At 68.9% G+C, this 19834-nt stretch carries 15 protein-coding genes and 2 pseudogenes; 10 read left to right on the forward strand and 7 right to left on the reverse strand.

What is annotated here, in order from left to right:
- The first annotated feature begins 300 nt into the window (after nt 1-300).
- Both ACZ592_RS34905 and ACZ592_RS34910 read left to right on the forward strand, forming a co-directional pair.
- Nucleotides 301-921, forward strand: coding sequence for a DUF6461 domain-containing protein (locus ACZ592_RS34905; protein WP_471585729.1), 621 nt, complete (start codon nt 301-303; stop codon nt 919-921).
- Between the two features lie 130 nt (nt 922-1051).
- Nucleotides 1052-1732 carry an alpha/beta hydrolase gene (locus ACZ592_RS34910; protein ID WP_471585730.1) on the forward strand — a complete coding sequence of 227 codons (681 nt, stop codon included), beginning with the start codon at nt 1052-1054 and terminating at the stop codon, nt 1730-1732.
- 362 nt (nt 1733-2094) lie between these two features.
- On the opposite strand, the gene ACZ592_RS34915 is transcribed toward ACZ592_RS34910, so the two are convergent.
- Together ACZ592_RS34915 and ACZ592_RS34920 are read right to left on the reverse strand one after the other, a co-directional pair.
- Nucleotides 2095-3252, reverse strand: a complete 1158-nt coding sequence (locus ACZ592_RS34915; RefSeq protein WP_471585731.1) for a cation diffusion facilitator family transporter — start codon at nt 3250-3252, stop codon at nt 2095-2097.
- Nucleotides 3253-4589: 1337 nt separating this feature from the next.
- The gene (locus ACZ592_RS34920) at nt 4590-5273 is read right to left on the reverse strand and encodes a GntR family transcriptional regulator (RefSeq protein ID WP_471585732.1); all 684 of its coding nucleotides are present in this window, start codon (nt 5271-5273) and stop codon (nt 4590-4592) included.
- 151 nt (nt 5274-5424) lie between these two features.
- Here ACZ592_RS34920 and ACZ592_RS34925 point away from each other — a divergent pair, with 151 nt between their 5' ends.
- From ACZ592_RS34925 to ACZ592_RS34935, 3 genes and pseudogenes are all read left to right on the forward strand, one after another.
- Nucleotides 5425-6771: an MFS transporter gene (locus tag ACZ592_RS34925; protein WP_471585733.1), complete on the forward strand. Its 1347-nt coding sequence runs from the start codon at nt 5425-5427 to the stop codon at nt 6769-6771.
- Nucleotides 6772-6920: 149 nt separating this feature from the next.
- Entirely contained in the window at nt 6921-9566 is a 2646-nt protein-coding gene (locus ACZ592_RS34930; protein ID WP_471585734.1) for a type 1 periplasmic-binding domain-containing protein, read from the forward strand.
- A 333-nt stretch (nt 9567-9899) separates the two neighbouring features.
- Nucleotides 9900-10167, forward strand: a pseudogene (locus ACZ592_RS34935) (phosphoadenosine phosphosulfate reductase domain-containing protein); the annotation flags it as partial.
- Nucleotides 10168-10275: 108 nt separating this feature from the next.
- On the opposite strand, the gene ACZ592_RS34940 reads toward ACZ592_RS34935, so the two are convergent.
- Nucleotides 10276-11745 carry an FG-GAP repeat protein gene (locus ACZ592_RS34940; RefSeq protein ID WP_471585735.1) on the reverse strand — a complete coding sequence of 490 codons (1470 nt, stop codon included), beginning with the start codon at nt 11743-11745 and terminating at the stop codon, nt 10276-10278.
- Between the two features lie 275 nt (nt 11746-12020).
- Here ACZ592_RS34940 and ACZ592_RS34945 point away from each other — a divergent pair, with 275 nt between their 5' ends.
- The gene (locus ACZ592_RS34945; protein WP_471585736.1) at nt 12021-12935 is read left to right on the forward strand and encodes a GNAT family N-acetyltransferase; all 915 of its coding nucleotides are present in this window, start codon (nt 12021-12023) and stop codon (nt 12933-12935) included.
- Between the two features lie 90 nt (nt 12936-13025).
- On the opposite strand, the gene ACZ592_RS34950 is transcribed toward ACZ592_RS34945, so the two are convergent.
- The 3 genes from ACZ592_RS34950 to ACZ592_RS34960 form a co-directional block, all read right to left on the reverse strand.
- Nucleotides 13026-13730 carry a 2-phosphosulfolactate phosphatase gene (locus tag ACZ592_RS34950; protein ID WP_471585737.1) on the reverse strand — a complete coding sequence of 235 codons (705 nt, stop codon included), beginning with the start codon at nt 13728-13730 and terminating at the stop codon, nt 13026-13028.
- 635 nt (nt 13731-14365) lie between these two features.
- The gene (locus ACZ592_RS34955) at nt 14366-14815 is read right to left on the reverse strand and encodes a spore-associated protein (protein WP_471585738.1); all 450 of its coding nucleotides are present in this window, start codon (nt 14813-14815) and stop codon (nt 14366-14368) included.
- A 224-nt stretch (nt 14816-15039) separates the two neighbouring features.
- Nucleotides 15040-15264 carry a hypothetical protein gene (locus ACZ592_RS34960; RefSeq protein ID WP_471585739.1) on the reverse strand — a complete coding sequence of 75 codons (225 nt, stop codon included), beginning with the start codon at nt 15262-15264 and terminating at the stop codon, nt 15040-15042.
- 87 nt (nt 15265-15351) lie between these two features.
- Between ACZ592_RS34960 and ACZ592_RS34965 the strand changes: the two are divergent.
- The 3 genes and pseudogenes from ACZ592_RS34965 to ACZ592_RS34975 all read left to right on the forward strand — a co-directional run.
- A pseudogene (locus ACZ592_RS34965) lies at nt 15352-15761 on the forward strand (methylmalonyl-CoA mutase family protein); the annotation flags it as partial.
- A gap of 232 nt (nt 15762-15993) precedes the next feature.
- A complete protein-coding gene (locus ACZ592_RS34970) occupies nt 15994-16860 on the forward strand; it encodes a GNAT family N-acetyltransferase (RefSeq protein WP_471585740.1) in 867 nt (288 codons plus the stop codon).
- A gap of 197 nt (nt 16861-17057) precedes the next feature.
- Nucleotides 17058-17702: a DinB family protein gene (locus ACZ592_RS34975; protein WP_471585741.1), complete on the forward strand. Its 645-nt coding sequence runs from the start codon at nt 17058-17060 to the stop codon at nt 17700-17702.
- Between the two features lie 111 nt (nt 17703-17813).
- On the opposite strand, the gene ACZ592_RS34980 is transcribed toward ACZ592_RS34975, so the two are convergent.
- Nucleotides 17814-18410: a TetR/AcrR family transcriptional regulator gene (locus ACZ592_RS34980; protein ID WP_471585742.1), complete on the reverse strand. Its 597-nt coding sequence runs from the start codon at nt 18408-18410 to the stop codon at nt 17814-17816.
- 326 nt (nt 18411-18736) lie between these two features.
- On the opposite strand from ACZ592_RS34980, the gene ACZ592_RS34985 reads away from it, so the two are divergent.
- Nucleotides 18737-19708, forward strand: a complete 972-nt coding sequence (locus ACZ592_RS34985) for an alpha/beta hydrolase family protein (RefSeq protein WP_471585743.1) — start codon at nt 18737-18739, stop codon at nt 19706-19708.
- Nucleotides 19709-19834 lie beyond the last annotated feature (126 nt).

Consider the following 19834-nt stretch of genomic DNA (forward strand, 5'->3'; position numbering starts at 1 on the left):
TGAGTCAGAGTGAGACGTGAAGACACACTCGACGCAGGCGCACCTGCGGTGGCACCGCCAGACCACCGGCAGCGAGCAGCGGAGCGCCGCGCCCATCCGCCCCGGCAACCTCCACAGGGCTGCACCACCACCTCGCCGTCATTGGTGGAGCGCCGGGAGGGCTCGGCACCGCCGTGGTGATGGTGTTTCCAGTCGGGCGCAAGGCACGTTCTGTCAGTACCGGACGTTAGATTCCGCTCCCAAGGGCCGTCATCAAGGCGGCCACCCGTACGGGAGGGCGCTCGAATGAACCGGGGAACTGTGAACAACGGGCTGGGCTGGATAGCCGATGCCTACAGCACGAGCTTCACCCTCACACTCAGCGAAAGCCTCTCGCCGTCCGAACTGCTGCACCGCATCGGCGCCCAAGAGCGCCACATTGTTCCGCTCACGCGCTCGGCAGCGTACGAACTGCTGCTGAGGGATGAGGAGGACCACATCAGTGATCTCGACTTCCTGGACTGGGAAGACGAAGCTGCGGTTGCCCATCTGACGAGCGCCGGTTTTCTGCCCGCTCCCCCGGACACCATCGTGCGAGCGGGCTCTGCGGCCGGTTGGGCTTATGCGCTGGAGGAATTCCACTGCCGTACCGGTACGTATCTGGCGGCGCTGTCCGAGCGGGGACGGGCGTTTTGCGTGCACCGCAACGCGATGGGCTTCAGCCGCGTCAGTTATGCCTGCCGCGGTGAGACGGTGACGTCCTTCGAGCCCGACCTGCCGCACCTCACGGACGGTACTCCTGCCGAGGCAGCACTCGGCTTCGTGCACGACGACGACGAACTGGGCGATGTCGCGTTCCTGCGGTTCCTGGAGGCCGAGCTCGGCTTCTGTATCCCCTACGAGGAGACGGAGGCAGAGCTTCCGACAGCCGCCTTCGCCTAGGGAACCCCTCAGTCCGTCACGGTCCGTCCGGTTCACGTCCTGATCAGTGGAGAAAGTCCTCCCGGATCTGCCCGAACAGGTGCCCTCCGGGTAGTCACGACGGCCGGGTTACGACGGTTAATGTGCGCAAGTGACTGACGTGATCATCCTTCACGGAGCCTGGCACCAGCCCGCTCACTACGCCGAACTCGCCACCCTGCTGCGCGCGCGGAATCTGTCCGTGGAGGTGCCCGATCTCTACGGGCTGTCGCTCGCCGAGAGTACCGCGAGGGTCGAGACCATCGTCTCCGGCTCGTCGGGACCGCCGGTGGTGGTGGGGCATTCGTTCGGAGGTGTCACCGCGGGGACGGTCCGTGGTGCTGCCGCGTTGGTCTTTCTCAACAGCTGGATTCTCGACGTCGACGAATCCCCGGCCCAAATCCTGGCGGGGAACCCAGGTGGGCCCGGCGAAGGGTTGCTCGCACTGCCGGACGCGGACGGGCTGCTCCGCCTGGACCCGGATGATGCCCGGGCCAAGCTCTACGGCGACATCGACGAGCCGGCGGCCACCCGGGCGGTGGAGTTGCTGCGACCGGAGCCTCCGTCGATCTTCGACGCCACGCCTACTCACGTGAGTTGGCGGGACACTCCGTCGACCTACCTCCGCGGGCAGCGGGACCGGACCATCGCCACACCCCTTCCGGACCGCTTCGCCGGGCGTTGCTCGCGCACGGAAGTGTGGGACACCAGCCACTCTCCCTACCTGGCCCGCCCGGCCGCCGTGGCCGACCTGATCCAGCGCCGGCGTGCGAGCGCTGATCACGGAGATTGAGCCCGACCCAGGAGTCACTGACCGGACCAGGTCAGCATGTCTCCGGCGGGATACGCGACGTCGACCGGTCTTCCGTCGGCGAGTTCGAGCAGGAGTGAGGGGGGCAGAGCGTCGCTCCGGTATGGCAGCCTCGCAGCCTCATGAGGCTGTGTCCGAGCGATCGTCTCGCCGGAGCGGCGAGGTCCTGATCGCAGGCCGATGTCATGCTGAGCGGTTCTTCCTTCTCCTGGTGTACTTCCGCCCCCGAGCGTCTCAGCAGCGCCCGGGGGCGGACATCCTGACCACCACCGCCCGTCCAGCTCACGCTTCGCCGGACGGGACCCCGTCCAGGTGTAGTGGGACGGGTTTTTCTACGAGTTTTTCTACGAGGCCGTGAGGTCCGGGTCCACCTCGGTACCCGGCAGGGGCGGCGCCTCGGTGATGTCGAGGAACACCTGATCGGCCTCCGGCCATCGTTCGGCCACGCCGGCCTTGATCCGCTCCATGACGAGTTCCACTACCTCGCTGTCCCTGCCGGGCGCGAGGTCGATGCGCGCGGCGACGAGCGTCGAGTCCATGCCGAGCCGCATCGTGAGCAGCGTCGCGACGCGGTCGATCTCGGGCTGCTCGGCGAGGAAATGGCATATTTCCTCGCGCAGTTCGGGGTCGATGGACTCGCCGATGAGCTGCTTCTTGGCTTCCTTGCCCAGGCGGTAGGCCACCGCGATGAGCAGCAGGCCGATCGCCATGGAGGCGGCCGCCTCGTAGACGACTTCGCCGGTTGCCATGTGCAGGCCCATGCCGATCATGGCGAGGGTCACGCCGAGCACGGCGGTGCCGTCCTCGGCGATGACGGTGCGCAGGGCCGGGTCGGAGCCGATGCCACCCTCCTGTCGCCGCACCTGCCACAGCGCGCGGACCAGGGAGGCGCCCTCGGCGAGGAAGGCGACCCCGAGTACGACGAGCCCGATGATGTAGCCGGTCGTGGTTTCTGAACTCTCGGAGCTCAGTGCCTCGACGCCCTGGAAGATCGAGAAGCAGCCGCCGGTGACGAAAATACCGACCGCGGCGAGCAGCGACCAGAAGAAGCGCTCCTTGCCGTAGCCGAAGGGGTGCTGAGGGTCGGCCGGTTTACGGCTGCGGCGCAGGGCGGCCAGCAGGAAGACCTCGTTCATGCTGTCGGCGATCGAGTGGGCCGCCTCGGAGAGCAGTGCGGGCGAACCCGCGAAGAGTCCGCCCGCCATCTTGGCCAGGGCGATGACCAGGTTCGCAGCGAGCGCCACCCAGACGGTGGTCTTCGTCTCCTGATCCTTGTCCTTGCCCTGATGCTTGTCCTTGCCCTGATGCTTGTCCTTGCCCTGATGCTTGTCCTTGCCCTGATGCTTGTCCTTGTCCTGGCCCTTGTCCTGATCCTTACCCTGGTCCTTGCCTGTCGAGGGCGTGTTGCTCGGAGCCTGCTCGTTCGGGGCTGGCTCGCCTGGTACTCGCTCGGCCGATGCTGGGGTGCTCGACGCTTGCTCGGTCGGCGGCTTGGCGGTCATCTGGCCTCGCAGTTCTGGTGGCTCATCCGGGGACTCAAAGGTGCTTGCAGGGGGCCGGCACGCCGTTCGGGTACCCCGGGGCTGTGACTCCAGACGAGCATGAGCCTTCGTTGCGGACGTGGACCGCCGGCACGAGACGACCGAGACCGCGCGGACCACGGGCCGGCCGGGTGAGCTCAGCCTCGGAGTTCCGTCCGGGGTGAATCGTCTCCACTGAGAGATCAGGGTCAAGAGACGGAACGAGGGACTCGTATGCGACAGCGACGAGGTGCTCTGGCGCGGGGCCGGCCTGAAGGGCGATCACGTACTCAATGAATTCGGCGTGGGTCAGGCTCGGAACACGTTGCCGCAACAGGTGCATGGCGATGATCCGATCTTGGTCGGCCGCCGCTCGGCGGAGCTCGTCATGTAGATCATCGACGGCCGTGCGCGTGGGCTGCCTCCGGATGCGCCTGCGGTAGTCGGCCTCCCACTCGCCGGTGGCGCAGGAGAACGGCCCGATCTGGTGCAGGCCGCCGTCGATTCGGTCAACCAGATAAGGGACGTTTCCGCCCAGAAGCTGTCCCGGGTCCCCGGTCTGGAGTATGCGTCCTGCCCCCGGGCACGGGCGTCGGCGAGGAACGCCGGGCACGAAGCCCCGATCGCCGCCTGATTCCTGAACCTGGTCCACTGGAGAACTCGCGCAGGGAAGGCCGGACCGAACTCCCCGCCCCTCTGAAGTGGGACCTGAGCAGAGTCGTCGCAGCCGCCCGACACCACCCGGAACGGCCCGCGCGATTCCCGGACGGGCTCGTGACGCGAAGGGAGATGCCGTCGTTGAAGCGGGTACAGAACCGCGGACCCGGGTGCACCCCCGCAGACTGGGCCCCGTGCGGGCGCGACGGCCCCGACCGGCCTCCTTGGGATCCGGTCGGGGCCGTTGCCCGTTCGGGCCCGCCGCCTGGCGGCAAGGACCGGCCTGAAGTCCTCCCCGTACGCGTGGCTGGTCACGTGGGCCGGCTTCTCCAGGTGCCGGGCGTGCAGCCCGGGCGGGCAGCGCCGGCGTCCGCTCGGTCCTTCTCCAGGTGCCGGGCGTGCGGCGCGGTCGTCCGCTCGGTCCGGCCGCTGCTCCAGCCGGGGTGTCGGGGCGACTGTGAAACCGTCAGGTCTGCCGGCCGTCGAAGCCGTCCGTCGGCTCGACGGACCAGGGCAGGGCGCGAACCGGCACGGCGTGCTCCGCGGGGAACCGCGCTCGCTCGACAGTGGACCGTCACGGTCCTGGACCGTCACGGTCCGCCATGGGAGGCGCCGTCGGTACCTCCCATGCGCAGTACGGGCCAAGAGGCGGCGAAGCCGCGTCAGGTCTGATTGTTCGTCGCGCGGGTCAGGTTGTCGCTCGAGTGCGCGAGATAGCGTTCCAGCAGCTCTTCGGCACGGGTCGTGTCACCCTTCCCCAGCGTTTCCAGCAGGGCACGGTTGCGTTCGAGGTAGGGGCTGTGCAGCGCCTGCGGATCGTCCAAGGCGTGGAAGGCCAGACGGAGTTCGGCCAGGACCGTGCGCATGGCTTCGTCGATGCGGGGGCTGCCGGCCAGGGCGACGAGTTCGCGGTGGAAGTGGAAGTTCGCGGTGCCCAGTGCGTCCCAGTCCTCCTGCCGGGTCGCCCGCTCGCCGTCCTCGACTGCTTCGGCCAGTCCGCGAAGGTCGTAGGGCGGGGCCCCCAGCGAACGGACGACGGCGCATTCGACCAAGAGGCGCACGTGGTAGATGTCGGCGACGTCGGCCGGGCTCGGACTGCGCACGAAGACGCCTCGGTTGAGCTCGTGGACCAGCAGGCGCTCGTGGGACAGGAGTCGAAACGCTTCTCGCAGGGTGTTGCGGGAGACGTCGAGGGCGGTGCAGATCTCGTCCTCCGACAGTTTTGCGCCAGGCTTGAAGTGTCCCTCTCCGATGCGCGTGCGCAGCAAGTCCGCCACCCGCTCGGAGATGGTCGACCGCACCAGCAGGTATTTGTCGTCGGCCAGGTGCTTCGCCTGACTGCTCATGGGTGCCCCTTCCGCAGACCTCTTGGCTGACCATATGACACCCCTCCCAGCGGAACAATGACGCATCCTCTTGTCGGATTGTTCACCAATCCTCTACGGTGACGAACCATCAACTCGCGGCTCCAGAAAGCACTTTGAGAGGTGCATGGCCATGAGTACGAGTTCTCCCTCGCCGGACAAGGCCACCTCCGAGCAGCAGGCCGCTTCCCGGGGTGAAACCACAGCATCCGAACGCGCCGATCAGGTGCACCGGCCGCTCGATCACCGCCGGTTCGCCTGGTTCCACGAGCTCGGCCCCGACGGGCGGCGGGCCTTCGCCGGCGCGTATGGCGGCTATGGCCTGGACTCCTACGACTTCTACGTGCTGCCGCTGAGCCTCGCAGCCATCGGCGCCTACTTCGGGCTCGGCAACGGCCAGACCGGGCTGCTGGCCACGGTGACCCTGCTGGTCTCCGCGGTGGGCGGTGCCTTGGCGGGCGTGTTCGCCGACCGGGTGGGCCGGGTGCGCGCACTGGTCTGGACCGTCAGCGTGTACGCCGTCTTCACGGTGGCCTGCGGTTTCGCGCAGGACTTCGGAACCCTGCTGGCCTTTCGGGCCCTGCAGGGTCTCGGCTTCGGCGGGGAATGGGCGGTCGGCGCGGTCTTGGTGGCGGAGTACGCCTCGACAAGGCACCGCGGCCGCACCCTCGGCTGGGTCCAGTCGGCCTGGGCCGTCGGCTGGGGGCTGGCGGTGATCACCTACACCGTGGTCTACCAGCTGGTCGACGACGACCTGGCCTGGCGGGTGCTCTTCTTCACCGGCGCGCTCCCCGCGTTACTCGTGTTCTATGTCCGGCGCAGCGTCAAGGACGCTCCCGTCGCCGCACAGCGCCTCAAGTCCGCAGGCCCGGTCCGCCCGCTCGCCTTCGTCGCCATCTTCCGCGGCCCGCTGCTGCGGACGACCCTGCTGGCCGGTCTGCTGTCCACGGGCGTCCAGGGCGGCTACTACACGCTGGCCACCTGGATTCCCAAGTACCTCCACGACGAACGCGGCCTCTCGGTGACCGGCGTCGGGGGGTTCCTCGTCGTGCAGATCATCGGTGCCTTCTCCGGTTACGTGACGGGCGCACACCTCGCCGACCGCATCGGCCGCCGGCCGACCATCCAGACCTTCGCCGTGCTGTCGGCCCTGTGCGTGCTGTGCTACTCCCAAGTACCCGGAGACTGGGACGAAGTCTCCCTGCTGCTCGGCTTCCCGCTGGGATTCTGCATGTCGGCGATCTTCTCCAGCTTTGGATCCTTCCTCGCCGAGCTCTACCCCACCGAGGTCCGCGGCACCGGACAAGGCTTCACGTACAACACGGGCCGGGCCGTGGGAGCCGTCTTCCCCACCCTCGTCGGCTTCCTGTCCGACAGCTGGGGCGTCGGCGGCGCCCTCGGGTTCGCCGCCGCGGGCTACGCGCTGGCCTATCTCTCGCTGCTGGGTCTTCCCGAAACGCGCGGCACCGAACTGCTCTGAACAGGCCGCGCCCCTGTGGGCGCCCGCCCTCATGCCATGGAGGACAACGGAGGCTTTCCATGCATCAGCCCCTACCTACGCGCGGATCACGGCAACGCTTTCCGGCCTTCCGCGGATCACGTGACTTCCTGCCCGTCTTCCGGAAGGCGGTGGCCCCTTCCCGGACCGAATGGCGGAGCCTGCGGCACAAGGTCCTGCCCGCACTGCTGCTCGACACCGCGGACGAGGCCTTCGCCGACGAGCTCCTGAACAAGCTCGCCTTCGTCCTCGGCCCGGAACAGAAGCTGGTCGCCTACACCCGGCTCCCCTCACGGCCAACCGCCCCGGCACCCCCTCACACACAGTTGCCCTCACTGGCCCTGTGCGCGGGCGCCGGCCTGGACGGGGTGAGTCCACTGCGGGTCGGGAAGCTGCGGCTGAGGACCTTCCGGATCATGAAGGACCTCGTGGAGCGCGCTCGGGCGGTGCAGACCCCACCCGAGACGGCCGAAGGCGATCTCCGCCTCCTGGAAGAGAAGCCGCTGCGCGACCACGTCTACTCGCTGCGCGCCCACAGCGGACTGCTCGGCGCGTTGACGAGGATCAGCTGCGCGGAATCCGCCCCTGTGGGCGGCTGGCTCGACAAGGTCTGGCTCGTGGTCGGCGAGCCCATGTTCCACACCTTCCCCCGCTGGTGCTGGGCGAACTGGTGGAGCTGGCGGCTCATCCGGTCCAGGCGCAGCTGGCTCGTGTCCTGGCGGGGCATCGATGCCTCGGGCCGCTTCTTCGAGTGCATGAGCAACCTGTTGACCCTGCAGGACGGCGGCCCACAGGGGCAGTTGGAAACCCTGGAGGAACTGCTGTTCCGCGCCCTGGTCGCGGACCTGGCCCGCGCCAGGCCGGGCCGGTTCGGTGCCTGGGCCCGCCGCCGCAGGTCACGGCGCGTGGTGCTCTTCGACCTTCCGCCTGCGGGCACACCCGGGGCGGAGCTCACGCGGCGTTTCCTCGACACGTACATCAAGGTCGGTGCCGAGGCGGGAAGCGCCTCCCTGCTCCTGGTGGGCGCCGGGCATGCCAACGCCTACGCGAAGGCGGCCTGGCCGCGCTGCCAGGACTTGAATGACGCGGCGGACCGGCTGATCGCGGACGCCGCCCCGAGCACCCCGCCGCCTCTGGTCGTGACCGCGCGACGGCCGCCTCCTCCAGCCCCAGGTGAGGCACCTGAACAGGGGGAGCGTCTGCATCCGGCCCCCGTGAAGAACTTCCGCTGGGGGCCACGGGCAGAAGTGATCGGCGAAATGGCTGCCGGTGGCCTGGCCCTCGCCGTGCTCTCCACGCTCTTGTACGGGTGGGTCGTGCCGCCGGCCCAGCACTGCCTGGACGGAGCGCTGGTGAAGGGGCAGGCCGATCCGGACACAGTGCCGTCGGCCGGGGATGAGGGCAAGAGCCCTCACGAACAGTACGACGAGGCCATCAAGGCGATCAGAGGCCTCAATGCCAAGGCGCTCACCGCACAGAAGAAGTTCCACAAGCCGGTGCGCCGGGTGGTCTACCTGGGCGGAGGGGTGGATCCCGACCCGGACCAGGTGGTCATGAACGGGATGATCCCCGAACTGCGCGGCATCCTCCTGGCCCAGGAGGAACTGAACCGACTGGCGTCCGAGGACGCGGACCGGATTCGGCTGTACGTCGAAGTCCGCGACACCGGACGCAAGTTCAAGAACGTCGTACGGCACGCCCGCGACGTCGTCCGGGATGCCGAAGCCAACAAGGAGCGGCAGGACAGCAGGACCATCGTCGGTGTCATCGGGTTCCGGGAGAGCCGGGCGCAGACCAAGGAGGCCGCTCGGATACTGAGCAACGGGAAGGTTCCGGTGATCGGAACGACGGCCACGGCGGACGCGATGCAGAAGGCCGGTGACTATTACCGGCCGATGTCCCCGGACAACAGTCGGGAGACAGCCGTCGTCGCGCAGTTCGCCCGGCACGGCAACATCATCGAAACGCGCCCCGGACGCTGCCAGACGTCGACGCGGGCCCTCGTGGTCAAGGACCCCAATGACCTCTACACCCACGAACTGGGCGCCAAGTTCGTCCACAACTTCGGCGGGGGTACGGAGACCTGGGCCTTTCCCGGTGGCGAAGGTACGGATGTCTCGGCCCAGGACACCGCCCAGCACGTGTGCGACGTCGTCAAGGGAGACCGCCGCACCGTCGTCTACTGGGCCTCTCGCGTCGACAACTTCATCAAGTTCGTCAACGCCTACGGCCCCGACTCCGGCTGCGCCGGCATACCTCTGACGGTGATCGGCAGCAACGAACTCACCAATGCCGCACTCAGCGGCGAGTACTTCGACAAGACGTGGCTGCGGCTCTACCACACCGTGCACGTGCTGCCCGACGGGCATCCCGACGAGAACGGCCAGGCCAAGGACTTCATCGCGCGCTACATCCGCCGCTACACCGATCGGGATCGCTGGATCAACGACGGTCATGTGGCCCTGGCACACGATGCCATGAAGGTCCTCTCCTCAGCGGCGGACAAGGAGTACACGAGCGTGAACGCCGTCGACGCGGAGGGCGTCAAGTCCAAGCTCGACGAAGGACTCCGGTTTGAGGGCGTCAGCGGGGAGATCCGCATACCGGCGCGGCACGGATCCAGTCCCCCGCTGGACAAGGCGCTCGTCGTCCTCCATCACACTCCGCAAGGACAGAGGTTGGTCCTGCACTGTGGCGCCTTCAAACAGAACGATCATGGTCCGGTCACTCGTTGGGGTCCCGGCGGACAGTACGAGTGCCCTCGGGACGAGCAGTAGCGGACGGGCATCCGTCACAGGCATGGACCAACCGGAAGTCGGCACTTACCCGCCCTCGCCTCGGCATCGCCCGCCCCGCTGCCCGGGACGGGCGATGCGAAGGGCCTGTACGCCCGACAGGCGGGCGGCGAGCTCTCCGGGCTAACCGGCGTCGACGACCCTGCCGAGGCTCACGAGGCGCCCGGCTGCGTCTGGAATCCCACCACCAGACCGTGCGGGAATCGGCGGCGGCCGTGCGGCAACTGCCGCCGCGAGGAGGCCGGCAGGAACACCGTCTTCGAAGCCGCCCCGTCGGCTCTCCCGCCGGAGAAAACCCCGTACCCGCTCAGCCACCTGGACGCCCTGGAGTACGAGGCGGCGCACATCTTCCGCGAGGTGGCGGGCGAGTTCGAGAAGCCGGGATCCTCTTCTCCGGCGGCAAGGACTCCATCGCCATGCTGCACCTGGCGCGCAAGGCGTTCGCCCCCGCGGCGGCCCCCTCCCCTTCCCGCTGCTACACGTGGACACCGGGCGCAACTTCCCCGAGGGCCTCGCCCACCGCGACCGCGTGGTCGCCGAACAGGAGGTTCCCCTCGGGGTACATCACTTCGTCCACCGAGGAGCTGAGCCGGGGTAAACCTTCGCGGCAAGCGCCAAGGATGACTGGCTCTGCGTGCGAGATCGGGCTGTCCGCATGTCCGAGGCGTGTCCGGGCGCGGCCGCTTCGCCGTCAGTCGCCGAGCACGGAGCCGAACTCCCGGTCGGTGAAGGTGAGCCCGAAGTCGTCGGCGCTGAAGGACTTGTTGCCGGTCCGCGACAGGCTCTCCCCCGAGGCGGGAATCACCCAGTTCGCGCCGTCGGAGGCGGAGCCGGCGTTCACGTCCTCACCGCGGGCCGCGACGACGAGTTCGGCGTGGCCGTCACCGTTGGCGTCGACGAGGGAGACATCGGAGCCGAAGTAGTCGTTCGCCTCGGCGGCACCGGGGACCCCGGCGTACGACTCGTAGCGGACATTGGTGCCGAGGTCGACGCCGTAGTCGCCACCCTTCATGACATAGGCGGAACCCGTGCGCTTCACCCCGTCGACGGTCTCGTACGGCGTGCCGACCGCGATGTCGTCGATACCGTCCCCGGTCATGTCGCCCACGGCGAGGGCCGAGCCGAAGCCGTCGCCCGCCTCGTCGGTGCCGGGGATGCCGTAAGTGTTCTGGCTGTGGTCGACGGTGTCGACCTTGCCGGGGCCGTCCGGGTGGCCGTAGCGGATGGTGACGTAACCGGCCCCGCCCGAAGGGTCGTCGACACCGTCCGGGAACAGCCCGGCCTGCCCGGTGATCAGGTCGTCGTGACCGTCGGCGTTGATGTCTCCCACGGCCGCCGCGGCGACGTACGCGCCCCTCGACAGGTTCGACCGGTAGGTGACGCCGCCGGGGCCGCCGGTGTAGTACCCGAGCCAGGGGCAGACGCTCGCGTCGCACTCGTCCGCCGAACCGACGACGACAAGGCCGTCACTGCCGGACCCGGTGAAGTCGCCGGTGACGAGGGACCGCGCGGACACGTCGGCGAGGCCGCCGGTGACGGCCGTGGGCGCGGCGGGCGCGGTGCGCGAGATGCCGTCCGCGTAGGTGAGGATTTTCCGGTCCGCCAGGACGGCGAGGTTGGCGCCACCGTCACCGTCGAGGTCACCGATGGCCACATCCCGACCGAAGCCCGGTACGTCGGCAGTGTTGGAGAGCGCCGTGGCGGTCTTCCCGAGGCCGCCCGAACCGCCCCACAGGACAGTGACGGCACCGGCGTTGGTGTGGCCGGTGACCGCCTCACCGGGGGCGGTGACGACGAGGTCGTCGTAGCCGTCGCCGTCCACGTCGCCGCTCGCCGTCCGGGCACCGAAGCGGTCGCCCGCCTCGGACACTCCGGGCACATCGGCGGAGCTCTGGCTGAGGACGACGGCGCGCGAGGTCGAGGTGCCGGCGGCGGAGCCGTAACTGACCACAAGGCTGCCCGCGTTCGTCCGCCCGCCGACGACGGCCTTCGGGGTGGCGGTGACGACGTCGGCGTAGCCGTCGCCGTTGAAGTCGTACGCGGTCGCCTTCCCGGTCGCGGTGGTCTCCCCGGACGCCCCGGACGCCGTGGGGGCGAGGGTGGTGCCGGTGGCTGCCGCTGCCGCTATGGACGCGGCGATGGCGACGGTTCGTACACGCACGGTTCCTCCACGATGACGGGGTTCATCATGGAGACACCTGTGGCGTACGAATAGTTGTGCGCCGCCCGAGGTCCGAGCCGAGGCGCCTCGCCGTCAGGCGACGGGTTCCCGGTCGGTGGGGTGGCAAGTGTGCCGCCTGCGCTCCTGTCGTTGTCGGCGCTTCTGGTGGACGCGGCTGAGGGAATGGACGAAATGGGCACTTCGGGTTGGTTCAGACCTGGCGTGAAGTAGGCGCGACCGACCGAGATTCCGGGGCGTGGTGAGAGAGTCGGTTGATGCCCTTCGTCGTCCCCGCCCTGCCGCCCGGCTACCGTTCACGGTCCGCGAGCGCCCATGACGTCCCTGCGCTCCACGCCCTGGTCACGGACTGCGATCGGGAGGTGTACGGGCGAGTGCAGAGAGACGTCGGGGCCGTCGCCGCACATCTCGCGCGGCCGGGTCTGGTGCTGGAGCGGGACACCGTGCTCGTCCTTGACCGGGCGGGGCGTCTGGTGGCCCGGGCCTGGGTGGACCGGCGCTGCGAGATCGACGTGCATCCGGCGCATCGGGGCCGGGGGCTGGGCTCGGCACTGCTGATGTGGGCCCATGCGCGGGCGCGCCAGACCGGTGGCCACCAGATGGTGCAGACCGTGCCGGACGCCGATGCCGAGGCGGTCGCGCTTCTGGGCTCTCACGGGTACGAACCGCTGGTCACGTCGTGGCTGTTGGAGTTCGCCATGCGGGACGAGCCCTCGGTGCCGGAGCCGCCGACGGGCGTCACAGTGCGTCACTTCCGGAGCGGCGACGCACCCGTAGCGCACGTACTCGTCCAGGACGCCTTCGACGAGTGGCAGGAGCGACGCCAGGCGTACGAGGAGTGGGCCACTCACACCGTCGAGCGCCCGGGGTTCGCTCCGGCGCAGTCGACTCTGGCCTTCGTAGGCGGTCAACTGGTGGGCGCGGTAATGGCCTTGGACGGTCCGGACGCGAAGGAGGGGCACCTGGAGCAGGTCGCCGTGCATGCCGGTCACCGTGGCCAAGGGATCGCCCGGCTGCTGCTGCGCCACACGTTCCGCGCGTTCCATCGGGCGGGCCGCAGTTCCTGCACCCTGTGGACCCATTCGGACACCGGTGCGCTCGGCCTGTATCGAGGAGTGGGCATGACAGTCCGGCACAGCTCGACGGTCTTCCGCAAGGACCTGCGTTCTTAGGCGCCGAGTACGGGGGCCGTGGTCCCTGACCGCTGCCGCCGCCTCCCCCATGGGGCGGAAACGGTCGCGCCCTCGCGCCCGGCCATGCCACTACGGCCGGGCGCGACCGGACAGGAAGTCAGGCACCTCAATAGGACGGAGCGCCAGAAGGGACTCTTCCCGACGAGCCACCATCGCAAAGGGGAATCTGTCGACTTCCAGGCAGAGATCGACATCGTCCGGGTCGTATCCGCTCCGCAACCCTGCGGCGAGGTCGGCCGCGGCGCGCGAAGCCCTCGCGCGGTGGAGGTAGGGGGCGGCCTCGGGCCGGCCCCCGTCCACGCACTGACCTATGTACTCAGCGCAGGCCAGGTCCTCCTCTGCCCGGCCTCCCTCACCCGTGACGACGAACGTCACCGGCCCTGCATTCTCGGTCCGCAGGAACTGTGCGGTCGGACCGGCCACCACGAAGCTCGCACACAGGACCAGCGGCGCGTCCGCGACGGCGAGCGCGCCGACGGTTCCTGCCGTCGTCTTCTGCACCAGCGTGCGCCCCATGAGATCGCGGGACCTCAGCAGGCCGGGCGAGTTCACCGCGTCGAAGCCCGCCGCCGGCGCCCCGTCCTTCAGGGCCAGCCACCCGGAGTGGCCGGCTTTCAAGGCAAGCGCCTCCCTCTCCGTCTCGGCGAGAACGATCCTCTCGACGCCACGCGCGAAGGCCCAGGCAGCCACGGTGAAGGCCCGCATGACATCGATGACGACCGCGACGCGAGGAACCGCGGTCACCTCCGGGATACCGACGAAGTGATGATCCATCGCGCCATTGTGAAGCACTTCGATCACTGGCTCTACCGGGGACCGTCCAGCCTGAACGTTCCCTTCGGGAAACAGCCGTGGGTCCCTGGGATCCACCCATTCCAGCGCCTGACTACCGATCAGCACCGGCCAGTTGTAGGACGACTCGCCGTCCCGGTAGGCATGTCGTCGTGGTCTCCCACCCCGTTCGCCAAGCCAGGCTCCGGTCGGCCCGGGGGCGGCGACCCGGCGCGCTCGTCGCACGACCCGCCGTTCCCACCTGTTCGGGGCCAAGACGGTTCAGAGTCAGCGCCAGCCGTGCGAAGCCAGTGGGTGAACCCGGCCGACGGGAGCCGTCCACTGTTCGCTGGTGACTGCCGTCGGGTTCAGGAGGATGCTCCCTGCGTGGCTGGAGCGAGCACGGCATCGGAGCTCTCCTGAATTGTCCTTTTCACCGGGCTGAGTTCATGCGGCCGACCGAGCCCGGAGCCGACGCGCCGATCTTTCGCAGGTGCCGATCGGGACAGGCGGCGTGACGTCTGGAAGGGGGCTCGGCGCTGCACTCAGCGCCGAGCCCCCTTCCACGCCTGACCGGTTCCTCAGCCCTCGCAGCCCCACTGCGACGTCGTACGCAGCGGGCGCGGAGACCCAAGGCCTCAGCGGATGGTAGTGACCCGCTTCTCCTTCAGTGCGGCACAGTTGGAGCCGTAGACGGATACGTAGACGTTCTTGATGTTGCCGCCCCAGTCGACGCAGTGACCCTTGCCGTAGACGGTGGCCGGCCCGGCGTAGGACGTGTAGTTGCCGGAGTCGGAGGCCCCCTGGTCGGTGTCGGCGACGTAGATCCACGTCCCCGTGTCCACGGCGCTTCCGGGAGAACTGCGGATGGTGGCAACGCAGTTGCGGCCGTTGGAAGAGTTGTACGTCAGGTAGACGGTACCCAGCGAACCCACCGGCGCGGAGTTGACGGTCTTGTAGCTGCTGCCGCAGACCTTCTGCGGGGTGGTGTTCGCCGCCGCGGATGCCGGTGACACCAGAACCACCGTGGAGCCCGCCGCCAGCGCGGTCACCGCAGCCACGGACAGCATGGCACGCGTAAGTCGCATATCTCCCCCTTGGGTCACTTCAAGCGTTTCTTCCTGCTAGGTGTGACACGCCCGACAGAGGAACGGTTGTCCTAGGTTCTGCGGTGTGGCCGAGAGTCGAGAAATTGTCTGAAAACAATGCCTGCCGCGTGTGGTCGGTGAGGTATTGATCGCACCCGGACGGCGCAGGTGGGGGCGCTCACCCTCAGGGCACCGCCCGCCCCCCTCCAGGATGCCCCTGCCACTCAGCGGGACAGGTCATACGTCAGGCGATTGAGGGAGGTCGAGGGGACGACCGTCACCGGGGCCCCTTCCGTATCCGGCTGGATGTGCAGGAACGCTCCGTCGAAGGCGACCCGCGCACCGTTGATCGAGGCCTTCCGGTCGCCCTCCCGCTCGTGCTGTCCCGACGAGATCGAAGGGGCGCTCAACTGCACCAGATTGGCCGCATACCAGGTGAGATCGCTCATGTCTCCAGCATCCCCCCGTGGACGGCCTCCTGCACGCATTGGGAGCCGCGGCTTCTTCTCCATGTTGTGGAATCCACGGTGGCGACACTCGCGATGATGGCGAAGGTTCAGGACCTCGGCGGCGCGGTCAGCGCTATCGAGCACGGGTTCCAGAAGTCGGAGATCGAGCGTTCCGCGTACCGGATCGCGCAGGAGACTGACTCCGGAGAGCGGGTCGTCGTCGGGGTGAACCGCTATCAGCTCGACACCGAGGAGCCCTACGAGCCGCTACGCGTGGACCCGGCGATCGCGGCCCAGCAAGCCGAACGGCTGCGCCGAGCCCGACCAACAGGCCGTCGACGCCGCGCTGTCCCCACTCAAGAAGGCAGCTAAGGGCGCGAACAACATCCTCTATCCGATGAAGAACGCCCTGCGCGCGGGCGACTGTCGGCGAGGTCTGCGACACGTTGCGGGAGGTGTGGGGGGCGTACGTACCCACCGACGCCTACTACGATTGACGCTGACGGACTTCCGGTGGCCGGCAGCCGGCGCATCCGACTGCGGTCGGGGCCTCAACCGTTCGAACCAGCAACGCAGCTGGACGAGCCCGTCCACCGGACCGCGGCGTCCCGCTCCGCCCCACCCCTCTCGGGCACATCACCGACCCCGGGCTGCGGCATGTCCTCTCGAACCGACTGGCTGGGCAAAACCAGGTGCGGCCGGTCGCCGCGATGGTGTGAGATCCGAGACATGACGATCGTTCTGAACAAGCCCGGCGTCGACGGACTGACCGGGGTCCTGGATGCCCTCCGCGAATGGCAGGACGACCGCACGCCGCTGCAACTCCATCCGGGAGACCTCGGCTGGGCCTGGGCGCTGGGTGCCGAGAAGCTGGCCGCGGCCGTCCGCACCTGGAGCATGGACGGACGGATCATTGCCGTCGGATACCTGGACGACCCTGATGTGCTGCGCATGACGACCGCGCCGGATCTGCGTCAGGACGGCGATCTGGCGCGTCAGCTGCTGGCGGACCTCGATGATCCGGAGCGCGGGGTCCTGCCGCCCGGGAAGGTCAGCCTCGAAATCCCCAACGGCGCCCTGCTCCGCGAGGTCCTCTTGGAGGTGGGCTGGATTCCGGACGAGCCGTGGACGCCGCTGCGCCACGACCTCGCCGAGCCGGTGAAGGAATCCGGCCTGCGGATCGAGGTGGCCGGTCCGGAGACGGCGGGGGTACGGACCGCAGTGCATCGCTCGGCGTTCAGCAGCGCGGCATTCACCGAGGAGACTTGGCACGTGCTCGCGGCCGGTCCGGTCTATGCCGACGCCCGCTGCCTGATCGGCTACGACGACCAGGACAACGCGGTGGCCGCGGCAACGGTCTGGTCGGCCGGGCCCGGCAAGCCCGGCCTGCTGGAGCCGATGGGCGTGCACGCCGACCATCGCGGTCGCGGCTACGGGACGGCGATCAGCGTCGCCGCCTCGGCGGTGCTGCGTGAACTGGGTGCGTCAAGCGCACTCGTCAGCACCCCGACCTCGAACGCTGCCGCCGTCGCCGCCTACAGGGCAGCTGGATACGAGCCGTCGTCCGAACGGCTGGACGTCAGTCGAGCTGCCTGAAACTGATCAGGCGGGTCCGCGTGTGGGACCACGAGAACGACAGCCGACGGCGGCTCGCCCGGAACCTGCGGGACTACGTCAGCCGATCCCGGACGGACGAGGAGGATGACTGGTACAGGTAGGTACTGGCACAGGTAAGTAGCCGTCAATCAGAGCCTCTTGTCGGCCGACGGCCGTACGTGACAGGCTCGCGCCCTGTGATCGATGATTTCGCGAAAGAGCGTCTGCGGAGCGACCTGCGAAGTGTCCGCGAGGCAATGCTCTGGAAGCTCGACGGGCTCGGCGAGTACGACATCCGCCGCCCCCTGACGCCCACAGGCACCAATCTTCTCGGCCTCATCAAGCATCTGTCGCTCTGGGAGGCCCGGTACTTCGGCGAAGCCTTCGACCGCCCGTTCCCCGAGCCCCTGCCCCGGTGGGACGATCCCTCGGAGCACGGAGCCGACCTGTGGGCGACCGAGCACGAAACACGTGCGGAAATCATCGACCGCTACCGCCGCGTGTGGCAGCACTCGGACGCGACGATCGCCGCCCTCGCCCTCGACTCCCCCGGCCACGTGCCCTGGTGGCCACGCCCCGACGTCAAACTGTTCAGCGTCCTGCTCCACATACTCACCGAGACCACTCGGCATGCAGGGCACGCCGACATCCTGCGCGAACAACTCGACGGTTCGACCGGGACAGCAGCCGGACACCCGGCCCCGCAGAGCGACCCAGGCCTCTGCGCGGCCATCGAGCAAGCCGCGCGGGCAGCCGCCGCCAAGCACGGTCACGCTGTTTCCACAGCAGCACTATGTTCCCGAGGCGAAGGCTCGGGGGCAGCGGCAGAGCCCCGCTCGTAGGCCCCTCGATGGACTGAGCCGCTTCGGGTCGTGCAGGGGCGGTCGCGCGGCGGACGGGGCAGGGAGCGGTCCTGTTCCGCCCTCGCCGGGAGCCCTCTGCCGTGACCTGCTTCAGGACGCGCGAGGTTGCCGCAGGCCCTGGAGGAGGAGGGCGATGAGGCGCCGGGGGTCGTAGCGGGGGTCGTTGTCGCGTCCGATGCAGAGGTTGCCGATGCCGCGCATCAGCTCGTAGGACTGCGTGCCGGGCCTGATGTCCCCGGCCTCGAGCGCGGCGTCGAGCAGTTGGTCGCAGACGGGCAGCAGGCGGTCGAGGAAGTACGTGTGCAGCGCGGCGAAGCGGTCACTGTCGGACTGCATCGCGTCGGCGAGTCCGTGCTTGGTGACCAGGAAGTCGACGAAATGGTCGATCCATTGGCGCAGCGCGTCGAACGGTGAGTCGGCGTCGGCCAGCAGGCGCGGCCCGGCCTCGGCGCACTCCTCGATCTGGTGGCGGTAGACGGCGGTGACGAGATCCGCCCGGGTCGGGAAGTGACGGTAGATCGTCGCCATCCCGACGCCTGCCTGAGCCGCGATCCGGCGGATCGGCGCGTCCACGCCGGAGGTGGCGAACACCGCGGCGGCGGCGGTCAGCACCGTCTGCCGGTTCCGCTGGGCGTCGACCCGCTTGCTTCGGGACGGCGACTCCCCTGCACGGTCTTCGGCGACCATCACGTACTCCTTCTCCACCGGCCGACAGACCGGTTGCTGCACCGATTACTGCACCCACAACTGCGACGGTCCCCGGCACCGGCCACGTCACCTGCCACTGCACCGGTCACTGCACCGGTCACTGCACTGATTGACAAAACGAAGCGCTGCTCCGGATACTAAATGGAGCAACGTTCCGTTTCAGCTTAGCCGAAACGTGCCGCTCCCGTCCGCCTGCCCATTGCCCGCGCCCCTCGCCCGCGCCCCTGCATCAGGAACGCATGAGGCCGCATCAGGACCGCATCAGGAGACCTGCGGGCGCAGGTACCACCGAAAGGGAATCCACCGTGAGCACATCCACCACCATCGCCGCCACCACCGACGCCTTGGGCGCGCCCGTCCCGGTCCTGTCCTTCAGCCCCGTAGTCCTCTCCGTTCCCGGACGTCCCGTGGACCTCCAGGTACGCGTCAGCGCACCCGTGACCGGAACAAGCCTTCCCGTCATCCTCCTCTCCCACGGCCACGGCCCCTCGAACAACCTCTCCTCACTGCACGGCTACGCGCCGCTCGCCGACTTCTGGGCGGCACGCGGGTTCGTCGTCATCCAGCCCACGCACCTCACCTCCAAGACACTGGCCGACGTGGTCGCCGACACCCCCGGAGCGCCCGACTTCTGGCGCTCCCGCGCCGAGGACATGTCCCACATCCTCGACCGGCTCGACGTGATCGAGAGCACCGTGCCGGAGCTGGCCGGACGGCTGGACCACATCAAGGTCGCCGTCGCCGGGCACTCGCTCGGCGGCTTCACCGCCGCCCTCCTCCTGGGCGCCGGGATCACCGACCCCGACACCGGGAAGGTGGTGCGCCTCGTCGAGCCTCGGATCAAGGCCGGCGTCCTGCTCGCCGCGCCCGGTCGGGGCGGCGACGTCTTCAACGGGCCCATGGCCGAGCGGTGGCCGATCATCGGGGCCACCGACTTCTCCACCATGACCACGCCCACGCTGGTCGTCGCCGGTGACAAGGACGACTCCCGGCACTTCACGGACATGGGGCCGGACTGGCACGCCGACCCGTACACCCTCGCCCCTGGGCCCAAGACCCTGCTCACCCTCTTCGACGCGGAGCACGGACTCGGCGGGATCGCCGGGTACGACGCCGCCGAGACCACCGACGAGAGCCCCGAGCGAGTCGCCGCCCTCGCCCGGCTCGCCGCCGCCTACCTCCACACCCGGCTCCATCCCGGCGCCCCCACCTGGCAGAGCGCGCGCGAGGCACTGACCACCGGTCCCGATCCGGTAGGACGCGTCGAATCGAAGTAGGGGTATGGCCCGCCCGACCGCGCGGGATCACCTGATCGGCCAAGCCGCGCGCGGTTCCCATGCATATCCCGTACAGAAAGTTCCCATACGGATCCCAGACAGAAAGGGGGGCGAGCCCACCAATCG

The sequence above is a fragment of the Streptomyces sp. NPDC040622 genome (assembly GCF_055593965.1).

Excerpts from the sequence above, each read along its gene's own strand:
- ACZ592_RS34915 (WP_471585731.1), bottom strand. The coding sequence starts at position 3,252 with ATGACCGCCAAGCCGCCGACCGAGCAAGCGTCGAGCACCCCAGCATCG.
- ACZ592_RS34920 (WP_471585732.1), bottom strand. The coding sequence starts at position 5,273 with ATGAGCAGTCAGGCGAAGCACCTGGCCGACGACAAATACCTGCTGGTG.
- ACZ592_RS34925 (WP_471585733.1), top strand. The coding sequence starts at position 5,425 with ATGAGTACGAGTTCTCCCTCGCCGGACAAGGCCACCTCCGAGCAGCAG.
- ACZ592_RS34945 (WP_471585736.1), top strand. The coding sequence starts at position 12,021 with ATGCCCTTCGTCGTCCCCGCCCTGCCGCCCGGCTACCGTTCACGGTCC.
- ACZ592_RS34950 (WP_471585737.1), bottom strand. The coding sequence starts at position 13,730 with ATGGATCATCACTTCGTCGGTATCCCGGAGGTGACCGCGGTTCCTCGC.
- ACZ592_RS34955 (WP_471585738.1), bottom strand. The coding sequence starts at position 14,815 with ATGCGACTTACGCGTGCCATGCTGTCCGTGGCTGCGGTGACCGCGCTG.
- ACZ592_RS34960 (WP_471585739.1), bottom strand. The coding sequence starts at position 15,264 with ATGAGCGATCTCACCTGGTATGCGGCCAATCTGGTGCAGTTGAGCGCC.
- ACZ592_RS34970 (WP_471585740.1), top strand. The coding sequence starts at position 15,994 with ATGACGATCGTTCTGAACAAGCCCGGCGTCGACGGACTGACCGGGGTC.
- ACZ592_RS34980 (WP_471585742.1), bottom strand. The coding sequence starts at position 18,410 with ATGGTCGCCGAAGACCGTGCAGGGGAGTCGCCGTCCCGAAGCAAGCGG.